The sequence below is a fragment of the uncultured Paenibacillus sp. genome (genome assembly GCF_963515335.1).
Classification (GTDB): domain Bacteria; phylum Bacillota; class Bacilli; order Paenibacillales; family Paenibacillaceae; genus Paenibacillus_I.
Map to the genome: position 1 here is coordinate 1 of NZ_CAUPYC010000089.1, position 15,055 is coordinate 15,055.

At 63.3% G+C, this 15,055-nt stretch carries 12 protein-coding genes, 1 pseudogene and 1 riboswitch; of the genes and pseudogenes, 1 reads left to right on the forward strand and 12 read right to left on the reverse strand.

What is annotated here, in order from left to right:
- The 11 genes and pseudogenes from RWM61_RS18800 to RWM61_RS18850 form a co-directional block, all read right to left on the reverse strand.
- Nucleotides 1-3,178, reverse strand: a pseudogene (locus RWM61_RS18800) (hypothetical protein); the annotation flags it as partial.
- Between the two features lie 366 nt (nt 3,179-3,544).
- Nucleotides 3,545-4,384, reverse strand: coding sequence for a bifunctional hydroxymethylpyrimidine kinase/phosphomethylpyrimidine kinase (thiD, locus tag RWM61_RS18805; protein WP_314003675.1), 840 nt, complete (start codon nt 4,382-4,384; stop codon nt 3,545-3,547).
- Nucleotides 4,381-5,523, reverse strand: coding sequence for a glycine oxidase ThiO (thiO, locus tag RWM61_RS18810; protein WP_314003677.1), 1,143 nt, complete (start codon nt 5,521-5,523; stop codon nt 4,381-4,383). Before thiO ends, thiD begins: the two co-directional genes overlap by 4 nt.
- 4 nt (nt 5,524-5,527) lie before the next feature.
- Entirely contained in the window at nt 5,528-6,430 is a 903-nt protein-coding gene (locus RWM61_RS18815) for a thiazole synthase (protein WP_314003697.1), read from the reverse strand.
- A gap of 7 nt (nt 6,431-6,437) precedes the next feature.
- Entirely contained in the window at nt 6,438-7,385 is a 948-nt protein-coding gene (gene thiE, locus RWM61_RS18820; RefSeq protein WP_314003679.1) for a thiamine phosphate synthase, read from the reverse strand.
- Complete coding sequence (locus RWM61_RS18825; RefSeq protein ID WP_314003681.1) at nt 7,369-8,634, reverse strand: ThiF family adenylyltransferase; 1,266 nt, start codon at nt 8,632-8,634, stop codon at nt 7,369-7,371. Before RWM61_RS18825 ends, thiE begins: the two co-directional genes overlap by 17 nt.
- The gene (gene thiC / locus RWM61_RS18830; protein WP_314003683.1) at nt 8,627-10,387 is read right to left on the reverse strand and encodes a phosphomethylpyrimidine synthase ThiC; all 1,761 of its coding nucleotides are present in this window, start codon (nt 10,385-10,387) and stop codon (nt 8,627-8,629) included. Before thiC ends, RWM61_RS18825 begins: the two co-directional genes overlap by 8 nt.
- A 278-nt stretch (nt 10,388-10,665) precedes the next feature.
- A riboswitch (TPP riboswitch) is annotated at nt 10,666-10,772 on the reverse strand.
- 90 nt (nt 10,773-10,862) lie between these two features.
- Nucleotides 10,863-12,527 (reverse strand): b(o/a)3-type cytochrome-c oxidase subunit 1, encoded by a 1,665-nt coding sequence (locus tag RWM61_RS18835; RefSeq protein WP_399539022.1) that lies wholly within the window; start codon nt 12,525-12,527, stop codon nt 10,863-10,865.
- A gap of 7 nt (nt 12,528-12,534) precedes the next feature.
- A complete protein-coding gene (locus RWM61_RS18840; RefSeq protein ID WP_314003687.1) occupies nt 12,535-13,011 on the reverse strand; it encodes a cytochrome c oxidase subunit II in 477 nt (158 codons plus the stop codon).
- A gap of 22 nt (nt 13,012-13,033) precedes the next feature.
- Nucleotides 13,034-13,147, reverse strand: coding sequence for a cytochrome c oxidase subunit 2A (locus tag RWM61_RS18845; RefSeq protein WP_314003689.1), 114 nt, complete (start codon nt 13,145-13,147; stop codon nt 13,034-13,036).
- A gap of 257 nt (nt 13,148-13,404) precedes the next feature.
- Nucleotides 13,405-13,722 carry a hypothetical protein gene (locus RWM61_RS18850; RefSeq protein ID WP_314003691.1) on the reverse strand — a complete coding sequence of 106 codons (318 nt, stop codon included), beginning with the start codon at nt 13,720-13,722 and terminating at the stop codon, nt 13,405-13,407.
- A gap of 144 nt (nt 13,723-13,866) precedes the next feature.
- Here RWM61_RS18850 and asd point away from each other — a divergent pair, with 144 nt between their 5' ends.
- Nucleotides 13,867-14,658 carry an archaetidylserine decarboxylase gene (gene asd / locus RWM61_RS18855; RefSeq protein ID WP_314003693.1) on the forward strand — a complete coding sequence of 264 codons (792 nt, stop codon included), beginning with the start codon at nt 13,867-13,869 and terminating at the stop codon, nt 14,656-14,658.
- A gap of 73 nt (nt 14,659-14,731) precedes the next feature.
- Here the strand turns inward: asd and RWM61_RS18860 are convergent, their stop codons facing one another.
- The gene (locus RWM61_RS18860) at nt 14,732-14,953 is read right to left on the reverse strand and encodes a hypothetical protein (RefSeq protein ID WP_314003695.1); all 222 of its coding nucleotides are present in this window, start codon (nt 14,951-14,953) and stop codon (nt 14,732-14,734) included.
- Nucleotides 14,954-15,055 lie beyond the last annotated feature (102 nt).

Here is a 15,055-nt window from a genome sequence, read left to right on the forward strand (position 1 = left end):
CTCTTTCTCCTACTGCCCCGTCCGCCAGCTGCGCCGAGCCGATCGCGCCTTCCGCTACATGCCGGCCTTCGATCACGCCCTGCGCGATGTGCGCCGAGCCGACCGTGCCTTCAGCCAGCTCCTGCGCGCCGACCGCGCGGAACGCGAGCTGACGGGCGCCGATTGCTTCGTCCGCGATATGCCTTCCTTCGATTGCGCCATCCGTCAAATGAACGGCGCCGATCGAGCCCTCGGCGATATGACCGCCCGTTACGGCGCCGTCGGCGATCAGTTCATGAGTAATGGAATGCCGAATAAGGTGGCCGGCCGCGATCGAGCGTTCCGCAATTTTGGCAAAGGTTACGGCGCCGTCGGCCAAGTGGCGTTCGGAAACGCACTCCGCCGCAAGCTGCGCCGAGCCGACGCTGTTTCCGGCCAACCGGTCTCCTCCGACCGAGCCCGCCGCGAGCTTCACGCCGGGTATCGAACCGTCCGGAAGGCGTCCCGGCGTCAACGGCCCGTCGGCAAGATGCGCCGTCGTAATGGCGCCCTTGCGAATGTGGTAACCTTGGATCGCTTCCGGACGGATATGCTTGCCGGCGATGGTCTCGAGCATCAAATGCTCGGTTCCGACCGACTGGGCCGCAAGCTTCGACGAAGCGACGGCCCCATCCTGCAGCGATTCCATCCCGACCGACAACGCCTCCAAATGTTCGCTTCCCACCGATTGCTTCGCTAATTGAAGCCCGCCGACCGAGCCAGGGGCCAAATGCTTCTTTTCCACCGATCCGGCCGTCAGATGGCGCGCCTCCACGGCTTGATCCTGCAGCTGCCCGCTTCCGATCGATCCGGCCTGAAGCTGCGCGTGCCCCACCGCCTGCGGTGCAATTTTGCTTTCCGTTACGGACGCATCTCCCAAATGAAGCTCATGCACGGCTCCGAGTCCGATATGGATGCCGAGAACCGATTGATCGGACAGATGCCGGCTCTGAATCGCCTCATCCGCGATATTGTCCGGATCGACCGCACCTTTGGCAAGCGAGCGCCGACCGATGGAAGCCGGCTTGATATGCTCCGAACCGACTGCGTCCTTTGCCAAACGGCTGCCGGTCACCGCTTCCTCCCGCAGCTGCTCCGGGCCGACGGAGGAAGGCGCAAGATGGGCGGCCGTGACGGATTGGGAAGCAAGCTGTCCGGAGCCGACGGATGCGGGAGCAAGCTTATCCGCGGTTACGCTCGCGGCCGCCAGTTTGGCCGAAGTGACCGCCCAATCGGTCAGCTTGTCGGTGGACACGCTTTCCGGCGACAGCTTGAGCGAATTCACCGCATGGTCGGCCAGGTGGTACGCGAACACGGCACCCGCCGCCAGATGCCGCTCATTTACCGCGCCGTGCGCCAGCTTGGCCGCGGCGACCGCTCCATCCTTCAGCGCATCCGTCCCGACCGCCCCGTCGCTTAGGTGAACGTCTTCGACGGACTCCGATTGCAAATGACGGGCGGCAATCGAGCCGTCGGCAATCGATTCGGCCGTCACGGCGTTCGTCGTTAAATGATACGGCCGCAGCGAGCCGGGCGCCAGCTTCTCGAAGGTGACCGCCCCGTCGGCCAGATGCCGGGTCAGCACTTGGCCGTCGGCGATCGCTTCCGCCCTGACGCTGTGCTCCGCCAGCTTCGCATCGGAGACGGAGCCGTCGGCGATCTGCGCCATTCCGACCGCGCCCGCCCCGATGTGCTCTTCCAGCACCGACAGCGGCGCGAGCTTGTCGCTTCCAACGGATGCCTGCTCCAGATGGCGGCCCGCCACGGAGGAAGGCCGCAAATGCTCGCCGTCGATCGAGCCTGTCGTTATATGGCGTCCCGAGATGCTCTCGTCCGCCAGCTTCTCGCCCGTTACGCTCGATCGTCCCAAATGGCGCGTCAGCACGGAATCGTCGGCAAGCTTTTGCGCGATGATGCTCTGGTCCGCGATTTTGGAGCTGGTGACCGCATGCTCGACGAGCTTTACGGTCGATACCGATTGATCCGCGAGCTTGGCGGAAGTAATCAGCAAATCCGGCAAATGGGACGCCCCGATCTCACCGGGTGCGATGTGGCTTCCTTGAACCGACTCGGGGGCCAGATGTTCCGGACCTACGGCTCCGGCTGCCAGATGCTCCGCGCCCACGCTTCCCTGCTGAAGCGCCCGGCTTGCGACGGAGCCCTCGGCGAGATGCAAGGCGGAGACGGCGTCCGGAGCCAAGTGCTTTCCCTCCAGCACCCCCAATGCGACGTGCTGGGACAAAAGCGCACCGTCCTTCAAATGAACGGAATCAACGGCTCCCGCCCGGATTTTCTCGCTCGTAACCGCATGCTCGCGCAGCTTGGAGGCGGTGACGGCGCCGTCAGCCAGCTTGGAGGTATCCACCGTTTCATTGCCGAGATGCTCGCTCCGCACCGCGCCGCTGCTGATTTTGTCGCCGGTCACCGCCCGGTCCTGAATCAGCTCCGTCGTGACGATCGCATCGCGCAGATGCTTCGATTCGATCGAGCCCTCGGCAATCTTGTCGGGACCAATTGTCCGGTCGGCCAGCTTTTCCGTCGTAATGCTGCCGTCCCGCAGTTTCTCTCCGCCGATGGACCGGTCGAGCAGCTTGCTGCCCGACACCGAGCGCGGGGCCAGATGATCGCCGGTGATCGTTTCCGACCCGATTTTGGAACCGGTAACCGCTCCGTCGGCTATTTTAATGCTTTCCACGGCAAAGTCGCCCAGCGTATGCGTGACGATGGTGCCCGCTTTCAACCGTGAACCGTCGATCGAACCGCGCGCGATTTTCTCGTTCGTAACGGCCTCGTCCGCCAAATCGTCGGTATAGACGATCGGAGCCGGCTTGAACGGCAGCCTTTTCTCCTCCAGCTTCTCGATTTTTTCGGCCCGCGCCTCCTCCGCCATCGCTTCGATGAGGTTCGCTTCCTGAAGCTTCTGCTCCTCGCTCTCCTCGATCGCTTGAGCAACCTTGTCAGGCGGAACGACGGTTTCCGGCTCGGCCGCCGGCGCAGCGGCGTGAAGCTCCGCTCTCGCACGATGCGGCGTTCCGGCCGCGCCCGCGGACGGTTTCGGCTTCGACTCGTCCAGCCACTGCAGCTCCGAAGTATTCGGATTATCGACGTAAAAGAGCGGTTTTCGCCCTCTGACGTTTCTCCTTTTTCTGCTTTTCGCCATAGCCCTCTCCTTCTCGCACCTAAGTTATCCGTATCATATGCATTCACCTATAGGCAGGTCACCTTTCATGGGCGAAGAAAATGACAGCGGCTGGCGAATTGCGTTGTGCGACTGTGTTGTGCGTGGACGCCTGCCTATACGTTTCCGGATTACAATGACGGTCGGGCGGGACTCGGCGAGTCGAGGCGGGCGGCGGCTGCAAGCCGGTTTTGCGGGTTGGAGCGGCGGTGGCGGGCCGAGCGGGAGCTGCAAGCCGGGTATTGCGGGTTGGAGCGATTTGTGTCGGGTTCCGGCGTTGCTGCCCCCGCAAACCGCGGCAATTTACGAAAAACGCCCGCCGTTACGGCGGACGCTTGACGCATATCCTTATTCCGCTTGCGCGCTACGGTGCGCGGCATGCCACAGCGAGCCGACTCCGCCGCCCGTAGGCACGGCCTGCGCGATCGCCTTGGACACAAAAGCCTTGGCGCCCCGCACCGCTTCCTCCACGGCCAGCCCGCGCGCGCGATAGGCGGTTATTGCGGCCGACAGCGTGCAGCCGGTTCCGTGCGTATGGCGGGTCGGAACGAACGGCGAACGGAGCACGCGCACCAAACCGCCGCCGCCGACCAGCACGTCCGCACACTCGGTGCGGGCCTCCGCTCCCGGAAGGTGGCCCCCCTTCACAAGCACGTGCTCCGGCCCCAGCAGCCGGATTTGGCGGGCCGCATCGGCCATGTCGGACTCATCGCGAATCGCTCCTTCCGGCAAGCCGAGCAAGGCGCACGCCTCCGGCACGTTCGGCGTAACGATCTCGGCCATCGGCAGGAGCCGGCGAATCATCGCCGCCACCGCCTCCGCGCGAAGCAGCGAAGCGCCGCCTTTGGCGATCATGACCGGGTCGACGGTCAGCCTCCGCACCGCATAGCGGTCGAAAACGCCGCACACCGCCTCCACGACCTCGGCCGAGAAAAGCATGCCCGTCTTGACCGCATCGGCGCCGATGTCCGACAGTACCGCTTCCGCTTGGGCCGCGACAGCCGCAGGCTCCATAGGGTGAACGCCGTGCACGCCGAGGCTGTTCTGAACCGTTACCGCCGTCAGTGCGCTCATGCCGAACACTCCCAGCTCCTGCATCGTTTTCAGATCCGCCTGAATACCCGCGCCGCCGCCGGAATCGGAGCCCGCCACCGTCAGCGCGCGGGGAAATCCAGCCTCCCCGGTCATACCGGCAGTCCCCCCGCCAATGCAAGGGTGAACCGGCCCGGCGAGAACGGGGCGAGCTCGGTCCGGTCCGCTTTGCCGTCCAGCAGGTCCGCCACAGAGGCCCCCGTAGCCGGGCTCAGCAAGATGCCGTTGCGGTAATGCCCCGCCGCAATCACAACATGAGGCGCTTCCGCCAATTGTCCGAGCAATGGCCAACCGTCCCTCGTGGCAGGCCGCAGCCCCGCCCAGCGGTGAATAAGAGGCTTATCCGCCAGAAAAGGAAAAGCTTTCGGCCCCGAACGCACCAGCCGGCCGATCCCTTTCTCGGTTACGGCGGTGTCAAAGCCCGCGACATCCTCCGAAGCGCCGCAAACCAGCGTGCCGTTGCCCTTGGAGGTCCAATACGCCTGCGGCGAGAACACCATGTGCCGGACAACGCCGACGGGAAGCTCATAGGCGCATATTTGGCCGCGGATCGGATGAACCGGAAAATGCAGCCCGAACCAGCGCCCGAGCGCTCCGGTCCAGGCGCCGGTGCATACGACCAGCCGATCGCCAGCGATGTCCCCTCTCGCTTCGGTCGATACGGTTACACCCGGCGCCGATGTGAGCCGAACGTCCGTTACGGCGCCGCAATGATCCGCGATGTGGATGCCCCTGCTCCTGCAGGCATCCTCCAGCGCAGACACCAGATCCGGCGCGTAAACATGGCTTTCCCGCGGACAGTAGAGTGCCGCTTCAACGTTCGGCGACAGCAGCGGCTCCAGCTCCCTGAGCCGGGAACCCTCCACGATTTCCGCTTCCGCGCCGAACCGGTTCTGCCACAGCAGACGGGTCCGTAGCGGAGACAAATCCGCCTCGTGATAAACGATGTTCAGGCTGCCGGAAGGAATCCGCTCGATCCGGCGTCCCGACGCTTCTTCGATTTCCTCAAGCCATTGTGGATAACGACGCAGACTGTCCAGGCATAGCCGAAAAAAAGCGTCGGGCTGCTCCGTGTTTTCCGAATACGGGGCAAGCATGCCCGCCGCCGCACCCGATGCTTGCCCGCCCGGCTTGCCCGTCTCCACGACCGTCACCTTGTAACCGCGCCCCGCCGCTTCAAAGGCGCAAGAAAGACCGACTATCCCGCCGCCGAGCACGATAACCTTGTCCGTCATCCCGTCAACCGCCCTTCGCGCCGCTGCTGTCCCCGCTGCTGCCGCTCCCGCTGCCGATGCCCGCGCCGGCGGCGGCACGCTCAAGCCGCAATTCGCCGCCCAGGTCGACCGGCAGCGCATCCGGCACGCCTGCCGCCGAGCTGCTCGCCGACGCATAGGGCCGCTTCGGAATCCGTCCCGCCGCACGGGACAGGCGGCCCGCTTCAAAGGCATTCGCCATCGCCCGGGCCATGGCGATCGGGTCGCGCGCTTTGGCGACCGGCGTATTGACGAGAATGCCGGCCGCCCCAAGCTCGCCCGCCTGCGCGGCGTCCGCCGCCGAGCCGAGGCCCGCGTCGACGATGACCGGCACGCGCGCCGATTCGGCGATCAAGCCGAGGTTATAAGGATTAAGAATGCCGAGGCCGGTGCCGATCGGCGACCCGCCCGGCATGACGGCGGCCGCGCCCGCATCCGCAAGATACCTGCATAGAATCGGATCGTCGGACGTGTAAGGCAGCACCGTAAAACCGTCGTTTGCCAACGCCTCGGTCGCCCGCAGCGTCTCGATCGGGTCGGGAAGCAGCGTCCGCGGATCGGCGCTGATTTCCACCTTGATCCAGTCGCCGAGTCCGGCGGCCCGCGCCAGCCGGGCGATCCGAACCGCTTCCGCCGCGTTCGTCGCGCCGGACGTATTCGGCAAGTAAGTCAAAGGCCGATCCTCCAGATGCTGCAGCACCGCATCGTCCTCGACGCCGTCCAGGTTCACGCGCCGTACGGCGAACGTCACGACCTCCGCGCCGCACGCATCCAGCGCCTGCTGCATGACGGCCGGGCTCGGAAACCGTCCGGTTCCGAGAAACAGCCGGGAACGCAGCGTTTTTCCGCCGATTACGAGCCTATCCATTACGGGCTCTTCCCTCGTCATCGCCACTTCAACCCCCTCCCACAAAATGAATCAGCTCCAGCGAAGCCCCGCTCCGGAGCGGGGTGCGATCCCATGCCCCGCGCTGTACGATTTCACCGTCCAGCTCCGCGACAATACGTTTGTCCCCGAGGCCGTACGATTCGATCAACTGACGCAGAGAGCCGGGCCGAACACGCTCCTCCCGGCCGTTGATCCGCACTGCGATCGAGCCGTCCGAGCCATCGTCGGAGCCGATACCGGAACCTGATCCGAAACCTGATTCGGATTCTGAGCCTGAGCCGGCGCTCGTAACCATGCCAAAACCCGCATCGGCTCCTTGCGCCCCGACAGCCGCCTGAATCTTCGCCTTGAACGTACGGCAAACACCGGCCGGATCCGGGCTCCCGACAATCGCCGACACCGCGCACAGCCTCGTCGCCCCGGCAGCCAGCACTTCTTCCGCGTTATCCGGAGTAATCCCGCCGATCGCCACCCACGGAATGCGAATTTCCGCCGCAACCTGCCGAACGTAAGATGTCGTCACCGCCTGCCTGCCGGGCTTCGTGCCGGTCGGGAACACGGGACCGACGCCGATATAATCGGCTCCGGCAAGCTCGGCCTCCCTCGCCTGCCCGACGGCATGCGTCGAGATCCCGATGATGCGGTCCGGACCAAGCCGTCTTCTGGCTTCCGCAATCGGCATATCCTCCTGGCCGAGATGCACGCCGTCGGCATCCGACGCAATGGCGATATCAAGATGGTCGTTCACGATAAACGGCACGCCGTATCGCCTGGTCAACTCGCGAAGCGCCCGCGCCTTCTCCAGAAGCTCGCCGGGCGCCGCGGTCTTGTCGCGAAGCTGCAAGATATCGGCGCCTCCGGCCAAGGCGGCTTCCATCACCTCTATCATCGACCGCCCGGGATGATTGTTTTCACCTGTGATGACATAGAGGGAAAAATCACGTTCCAACGCCATGTCGAATGCCAGCCTCCCTCTCCGTTTCATAATCGTTCACGTATTCGCCGCATAGACGAACCGCCTCCGCAATGTCCGAAGTGCCTTGAACAAGTACGCGCCCATCCGGAAAAAGAACAAGCCGAACGCCCCCGTCAAGCGACGCCCGGAGCAAATAAGGATTGCGGTCGACGGCGACGCCCGCGGACAGCCAGCGGCGTTCAAAAGCGTCCAGCTCCAGCGGCCGGCCTGTCGTCACCTGCACCGTATCGCGTCCGCACAGGGCCGCCGCGGCGAAGCTTTGTCTTGTGTCGCCGCTTCCCGCCGCGCGACCGCTGCTATCCGCCTCTCGGTCGACGCTTCCCGCTTCCCGGTCGACGCCGCCTACCGCCCGACCGCCGCTTGCGGTCACCCGGTCGCGGCGATCCGCGGGCTCCCGATCGCCGCCTGAGGGCGCATCGCGTTCCACCGATGCCGGCCGTTCCCCGCCGCATACGGGGCAATCCGGCTGCGGCGCGGGCAGCCTCATCTCGCGAACCGCAAAAGGCCACAGCGCCGCCGAAAGCCAGGTGCCGCGCATCGCCTCACGCCTGCCGGCGAGCCACTTCAACGCTTCACCCGCCTGAAGCGCGGCTACGAGCTCGACCGCCGGCGAAATCACGCCCGCCGTATCGCACGTCTCGCCATCGCCGCCGTCCTCTCCGCCGATCACGCAGCGCAGGCATGCCGTCTCGCCGGGAATAAACGCCGCGCTCATTCCCTGCGCGCCGGTCACACCGCCGTACAGCAACGGAATGCCGCGGCTGTAGCAGGCATCGTTCAACGCAAGCCTGGCCGCCGCATTATCCGTCCCGTCAAGCACGAGATCCACGCCCCTCGTGAGCTCCGACGCTTCCCGCCGGCCGACGTCGGCCACATGCTCCTCAACCGTCACGGCGCTGTTGATGCCGCGCAATCTGCGGGCCGCCGCGACGGCTTTCGGCAGCGCCAGCCGCGCGTCCTCCTCGTCGAACAGCACCTGCCGCTGCAGGTTGCTCGGCTCGACGTAATCGCGGTCCGCGAGCCGGACCAGCCCGACGCCGGCGCGAACCATATGCTGCGCCAGCGAGGCGCCTAGCGCCCCGGCGCCCACTATCAGCACCGCGGCTTCGCCCAGCCGGCGCTGTCCGCTTTCGCCGATCGGCGCAAACCGGATTTGGCGGGAGTAACGCTCGCGCCATTCCGCAGCCGGTTCTTCCATCCCCGTCAAACCGGCCGCGGCCTCACGCATAAATTTTGCCGCCTCCGGCCTTGAACGACTCCGACTGCTCCTTCATCCCGGCCGCAATCGCTTCTTCGGTGTCGAGGCCGTTCTTTTCCGCGTAGTCGCGGATGTCCTGGGTAATCCGCATGCTGCAGAACTTAGGCCCGCACATCGAGCAGAAATGCGCCGACTTCGCCGCTTCCGCCGGCAGCGTCTCGTCGTGATAGGACATCGCCCGCTCCGGATCGAGCGACAGATGGAACTGGTCGCGCCAGCGGAACTCGAACCTCGCCTTGGACAGCGCATCGTCGCGCATCCGCGCGCGCGGATGCCCTTTGGCGAGGTCTGCCGCGTGGGCCGCGATTTTGTAGGCGATCACGCCGTCCTTGACGTCCTCTTTGTTCGGCAGGCCAAGGTGTTCTTTCGGCGTTACGTAGCAGAGCATCGCGGTGCCGAACCAACCGATCATCGCGGCGCCGATCGCCGACGTAATGTGGTCGTAGCCCGGCGCGATATCGGTCGTCAGCGGTCCGAGCGTGTAGAACGGCGCTTCGCCGCACACCTCCATCTGGCGGTCGACGTTCTCCTTGATCAGATGCATCGGCACATGGCCGGGTCCCTCGATCATTACCTGCACATCGTGCTTCCAGGCGATTTGCGTCAGCTCGCCGAGCGTATCCAGCTCCGCGAACTGCGCCTCGTCGTTCGCATCGGCGATCGAGCCCGGCCGCAGGCCGTCGCCCAGCGAGAACGTCACGTCGTAGGCTTTCATGATCTCGCAAATCTCTTCAAAATGCGTATACAGGAAGTTCTCCTTGTGGTGCGCCAGGCACCAGGCCGCCATAATCGAGCCGCCGCGCGAGACGATGCCGGTCACCCGCTTTGCCGTCAGCGGCACGTAACGAAGCAGCACGCCCGCATGGATCGTGAAGTAATCGACGCCCTGCTCGGCCTGCTCGATGAGCGTATCGCGGAACACTTCCCACGTCAGATCCTCCGCCACGCCGTTCACCTTCTCCAGCGCCTGGTAGATCGGCACCGTGCCGACCGGCACGGGGGAATTGCGAACGATCCACTCGCGCGTCGTGTGGATGTTGCGTCCCGTGGACAGATCCATAATCGTATCCGCGCCCCAGCGGGTCGCCCACGTCATTTTCTCGACCTCTTCCTCGATCGAAGAGGCAACCGCGGAGTTGCCGATGTTGGCGTTGATTTTCACGTGAAAATGACGCCCGATGATCATCGGCTCGCTCTCGGGATGATTGACGTTCGCCGGAATGACCGCGCGGCCCGCCGCCACCTCCGCACGCACGAATTCGGGATCCATCCCCTCGCGCACGGCGATGAACTGCATCTCCGGCGTGACGATCCCTTTGCGGGCATAGTGCAGCTGCGTCACATTGCCGCCGGCTTTGGCGCGCAGCGGCTTCCGGTCCAGCCCGGGAAACCGTTCCGCGCCGAGCTCCTCCGCCTTCTCCGCCGATCGGAAGCCGTTATCCTCCGGACGAAGCGTTCTTCCTTCATACGTTTCGGTGTCCTCCCGCTCGGCAATCCAGCCCTCGCGCAAGCCCGGCAGCCCTTTGCGGACGTCGGCCGTGTAAGACGGATCCGTATAAGGACCGCTTGCGTCATAGACGAGCACCGGCTCGTTCGGAATTTCCTCTCCGCGCACCGAGCTCGGCTCAAGCGCGATTTCCCGCATCGGAACACGCACATCCCCGCGCGGTCCGTTCACGTACGTTTTCCGGCTGCCCGGCAGTGGAGTCGTTAAAATGGACATAAAAATACCTCCTAGGATACAAGTCGTTATCCACCAGGAGGCAAGAGGGAGTCACGGCCGCGAGCCGTGACGTCTATGCCCGCCGCGTCTTCGATCACAAGCCGGCACGCCGCCGTCCGCGCCGCTCCGCTCGCCGGAAAAGGGGCCTTCCGCGCCCTCAGGGACGCAAAAAAGCCGCTTCGGCGAGGAAGCGGCTGAAACATGCGGGCGGCGGCGGCCGCAAGGTTTCCGCGCGGATTGCTCCGCGCCGGACGGAAGCGGCTGCGTGAAACGGATGGCCGGGCATATTCCCACTTTCCTACGCTGGCATAACCCAGATCAGGTTCGAAGGGACCAAGGCGTTTCGCCTTATCTCAGCCCGCGGGGGGCGCCCCTAGTGGATACATGCTTAGACTATAAACGTAAGCCTTCGTTATTGTCAACCCTTGACTTGCCGGGTTGTCGTTGATTTGCCGGGTGTCGAATTGCCCAACGGCTACCACGTCACCAGCCCTTTCGCGCCCGGCGCGTCGCTGCTGATCATATCGATCACCGGCACCGTATAGGCGATCAGGATAAGCGCGACGGCAATCCCGATCCAGACGCTCCAGCGCTCGAGGTAACGAGGCGTAGGCGCCGCATCCGCTTCCGCTTCGGCGATCGGAAACTCCTCCTCGCCCTTCGGCGCGCGCAGCAGCCCGATGATGATGCCGACCAGAATGAGCACGCCGACGAACAGGATCACGCCCCCGACGGCGACCGTTACGTAATAGGGAATCCAGGCGGCGGCTTCCGGATTGCCCTGGTACGTCGTGTACGCCGTTCTGCGCGGCGCGCCGAACAGGCCGACCAGATGCATCGCTCCCGACATCAGGAACATGCCGACCGCCCAGACGATCGTCTGGATGATGCCCCAGCGGTGCAATTTCGCCGTCAGCTTGCGCCCGGTTACGGCAGGAATCAGCCAATAGGCAATGCCGAAAAAGGTCAGCGCGACGCTGGACGCCACCGTCAGATGAAAATGCCCCGTTACAAAAAGCGTATTGTGCACGACCGCGTTCATCTGGTTGCTCGCGTTGACAAGACCGCCTGCCCCTGCAGGAATGAAGATGACCATTCCCATAAACGGCGCGAAGAAACGCGCGTCCTTCCAGGGCAGCTTTCGCAGCCAGCCGAACAGCCCTGTGCCTCCGCGCTTGCGTCCGGCCATCTCAAACGTGGCGAACAGCGAGAAGGCGGTCATCAGGGACGGGATGACGACCATGAAGGTGAGCACGACCTGCAGGTATTTCCAGAACGGCGTGATACCAGGCTCCATAAGCTGGTGGTGGAAGCCGACCGGAATCGAGAACAGCAGGAACAGCAGAAAAGCCAGCCGTGCAAGCGAATCGCTGAACAGCTTGCCGCCGATCATTTTCGGCACGCATACGTACCAGCACATGTAAGCCGGCAGCAGCCAGAAGTAGACGAGCGGATGGCCGAAATACCAGAACAGCGTCCGGCTCAGCACAACGTCGACCGTGTCGACCCAGCCGAACGACCAGGGCAGCAGCTGGAACAGCACCTCCACGGCAACGCCGAGCGTCGCGATCAGCCACAGCGCCATCGTCACGATGCCCATGAAGGCGAACAGCGGCGAGGTCTGGCCCTTGTGCGTTTTTTTCCAATAGCTGTAATTGCGGATCATGCCCGCGCCGCTGATCCAGCTGCCGACGACGATCAGCACCAGTGCGATATAGAACAACGAGTCGGCTTTCATCGGCGCATAGAACGTATACAGCACCGTCGCCTTGTTGAGCAGGATCATGATCGTGCCGAGCACGGTGCCCAGCCCCATGATCGCAAAGCCTGCCCAGCCGAGGCGTCTTGCGCTGTCGAGCAGATGCCCGCCCAATGTTTTGGCCAGGCCCGCGTAGATGAAGCCCATGATGAAAAATGTTGTAAAAATGAGTGCCATCAGCACGCCGTGCGCGGTCAGAAGCTGATAGTAGCCGATGTTCGCCGGCAGCGTTACCATTCCGCCGCGGACAAGGCCCTGCAGCAGGCCGGCGATGCCGCCGATCAGCAACGCGGCAAAGGCAAAAAGCACGTGCGCGAGCACCAGGGCGCTGTCGCGGCGGTCGAAAGGCCTGTGCGTCCCATTGGAAGCTGTCATTTGCATGGTCATTTTACCCTTTCACGACGATTTTCGTCTGCATGTATTCATGCCCGATTCCGCAGTACTCATTGCAGAGGATCAAATACTCCCCGGGCTTGTCGAACGTATGGGTGACGCGGCTGACCTCGCCCGGAACGACCATCATGTTCACGTTGGTGCGCGGAATCGCGAAGCCGTGGACGACGTCGGTAGCCGTCACGACGAAGTCGACCGTCGCTCCGGCGGGAACTTCCATGGGCTGGCGCGGCTCGAAGCCGAACGCGAAGCCAAGCATGACCGCTTCGTACCGGTTATCCCCGATCTGCCTCAGGCCCGGCTTGTCGAAGGGCGGAGTCTCCGCCGCCTTCGCCGGATCGATCGCCTGCTGCTTGCCGCTCGGCGGCTGCATGCCTTGCGCGAATGCCGATACGCCGAGCACGGTGAGGAATACGACGAGCATCGCGATGCCGATGGCAAGCCAAATTTTTTCAAGCTTGTGAATGTGCATGTTGGTTCGGACCCCCCTTGATTTATCGGTTAATGAAAAGCAAATAGACGGCCGTCCAAGACGCAGCCAGGATGAAACCGAGGAGCAGTACGGCGGCGAATGCGCCTTTGAGCTGCGGATCCCGTTCCTTTTTCACGAGCGTTCCCTCCCATCGTCTCATGCCCCGATTGTACGTGCCGAAAAGGGCGTAAAGTTGTGAGGGAAATCACACGGCCGCCAATAATTGCGACGGATTTGTGACGGCAGTCACAGCGACGAACGACACAATAACCCCGAAAAAGAGAAGCAAAGCTCCGCGGCGTATTCTTATAAAAACAAAATAACCTGCCCTTCCCGGAACAGGTTGAAATACGTCTTCATTCATGTTTATGAAAGCGGCCGGCGCCGGAGGCCTCACTTGCGCTCCAGCATTTTCGCCAGCAGGAACGGCCCCAGATACCCGGCGCCGATCAGAAAAAACGGATTCGCAAAAAACCTGTGCACCTCCGTCATGAACACGGTATCGTGCAGGATCGTAGCCGCCACGCTCTCCCCCGCGATCGCGAACACCGCAAACAACGCCGCTGCCCCCGCCCAATCCGTCGCCTTCAAGGCCCTCATGCTCATCCGCCTGATCCACCACAGCAGCGCGGTCCCCGCGGCCAGGCCGGCCGCCATCAGCCATACCATCTTCATCACCTCTTCCGCCAGCATCGCCGGATCGAATACCATTCATACATCCGCCTGTTTATGAATGCCCGCCTGTGCGGGAAACCGAATCCGGGCGAAGCGGGAACCGCTTCCGTCTATTGATTTGTCCCTGAGGTTATGTCACACTAAGGCTTGAAAAGTCAGAGAGGACGTGAAGAAAGTCGAATGACCAGATGGTTGCTGCGGTCGATGACCGAGCTTGGCTCGCGCAAATGGATTTCGCGATTAACCGGACGGTTCGCCCAATCCCCCGCAAGCCGCCGGCTCATTCCGCGATTCGCCAAAATGTACGGCATAGCGGTGCACGAAGCGGAGAAACAGCTGCATGAATACGGCACCCTAAACGAATTTTTCACGCGGCGGCTGAAAGCCGGCGCGAGAACGGTCGATGCCGGGCAGGATGTGCTCGTCAGTCCGGTCGACGCGCTGATTACGGGGGCGGGACCGGTCAACGCCGGCACCATTCTCAACATCAAGGGACAGGATTATACGGTCGAGGAGCTGCTTGCGCGTTCCCCCCGCACCGAAAATTATAAAAACGGTTACTGCGTCGTTCTCTATCTTAGCCCTACCGACTATCACCGGATTCATGCCCCCGTGGACGGCGTCATCGTGGAGCGGGAGCATGTGCCCGGCCGCGTGTATCCGGTCAACGAATTCGGCCTGCGCCATATGAAGCGCGTGCTGAGCCGCAACGAGCGGTTGATCACCTATATCCGTCACAAAAACGTGGAGGTGGCGGTCGTCAAGGTCGGCGCGATGAACGTCAGCAGCATCCGTTACGTCGAGCCTTGGTCCGATCGGACGGAACGCGGCGGCGAGTTCGCCTGGTTCGAGTTCGGCTCCACCGTCGTCCTGCTGATGGAGGACGATTCGTTCACGCTGCGCGGCGACCTGATGCCCGGCTCCAAGGTGCGGATGGGCGAAGCGCTCGGCATTCTGAAGACGGAAGGCTGACCGGCACCGGCACGATTCGCAAGCTATTAAAGCGCTATGTCTGTCACGTCGCAACGTGCAGGCATAGCGCTTTCTATTTCATAGCGCTCCACACGGGGGTCGTCCGCTCGACCGCTTCACGGAGCCGGCCCTCGTCCAGATGGGCGAAGCCGAAAAGCGCGCTCGGCCGCGGCGGCTGCCCGAGCCAAAGCCTTGCGCTGTCCGCCCATACGACGCCCGCGTCCGCGCAAGCCGAACGAAACGCATCGTATCGTTCCAGGCTGTCCTGGGTCAATACGACGAAATCCAGCTTCACCCTGCCGGCCTCCTCTATTGGTCTAATAAAAATATAATGAATTGGATCTTTTTTTCTGTGAAAATAAAACCGCACGCTTGATCGAGTCTCGTCTTTGAAAAG

Bases quoted from the DNA above. Each gene is read 5' to 3' on its own strand.
- thiD (WP_314003675.1), bottom strand. From the start codon at position 4,384: ATGACCGGGGAGGCTGGATTTCCCCGCGCGCTGACGGTGGCGGGCTCC.
- thiO (WP_314003677.1), bottom strand. From the start codon at position 5,523: ATGACGGACAAGGTTATCGTGCTCGGCGGCGGGATAGTCGGTCTTTCT.
- RWM61_RS18815 (WP_314003697.1), bottom strand. From the start codon at position 6,430: ATGACGAGGGAAGAGCCCGTAATGGATAGGCTCGTAATCGGCGGAAAA.
- thiE (WP_314003679.1), bottom strand. From the start codon at position 7,385: ATGGCGTTGGAACGTGATTTTTCCCTCTATGTCATCACAGGTGAAAAC.
- RWM61_RS18825 (WP_314003681.1), bottom strand. From the start codon at position 8,634: ATGCGTGAGGCCGCGGCCGGTTTGACGGGGATGGAAGAACCGGCTGCG.
- thiC (WP_314003683.1), bottom strand. From the start codon at position 10,387: ATGTCCATTTTAACGACTCCACTGCCGGGCAGCCGGAAAACGTACGTG.
- RWM61_RS18835 (WP_399539022.1), bottom strand. From the start codon at position 12,527: ATGCAAATGACAGCTTCCAATGGGACGCACAGGCCTTTCGACCGCCGC.
- RWM61_RS18840 (WP_314003687.1), bottom strand. From the start codon at position 13,011: ATGCACATTCACAAGCTTGAAAAAATTTGGCTTGCCATCGGCATCGCG.
- RWM61_RS18850 (WP_314003691.1), bottom strand. From the start codon at position 13,722: ATGGTATTCGATCCGGCGATGCTGGCGGAAGAGGTGATGAAGATGGTA.
- asd (WP_314003693.1), top strand. From the start codon at position 13,867: ATGACCAGATGGTTGCTGCGGTCGATGACCGAGCTTGGCTCGCGCAAA.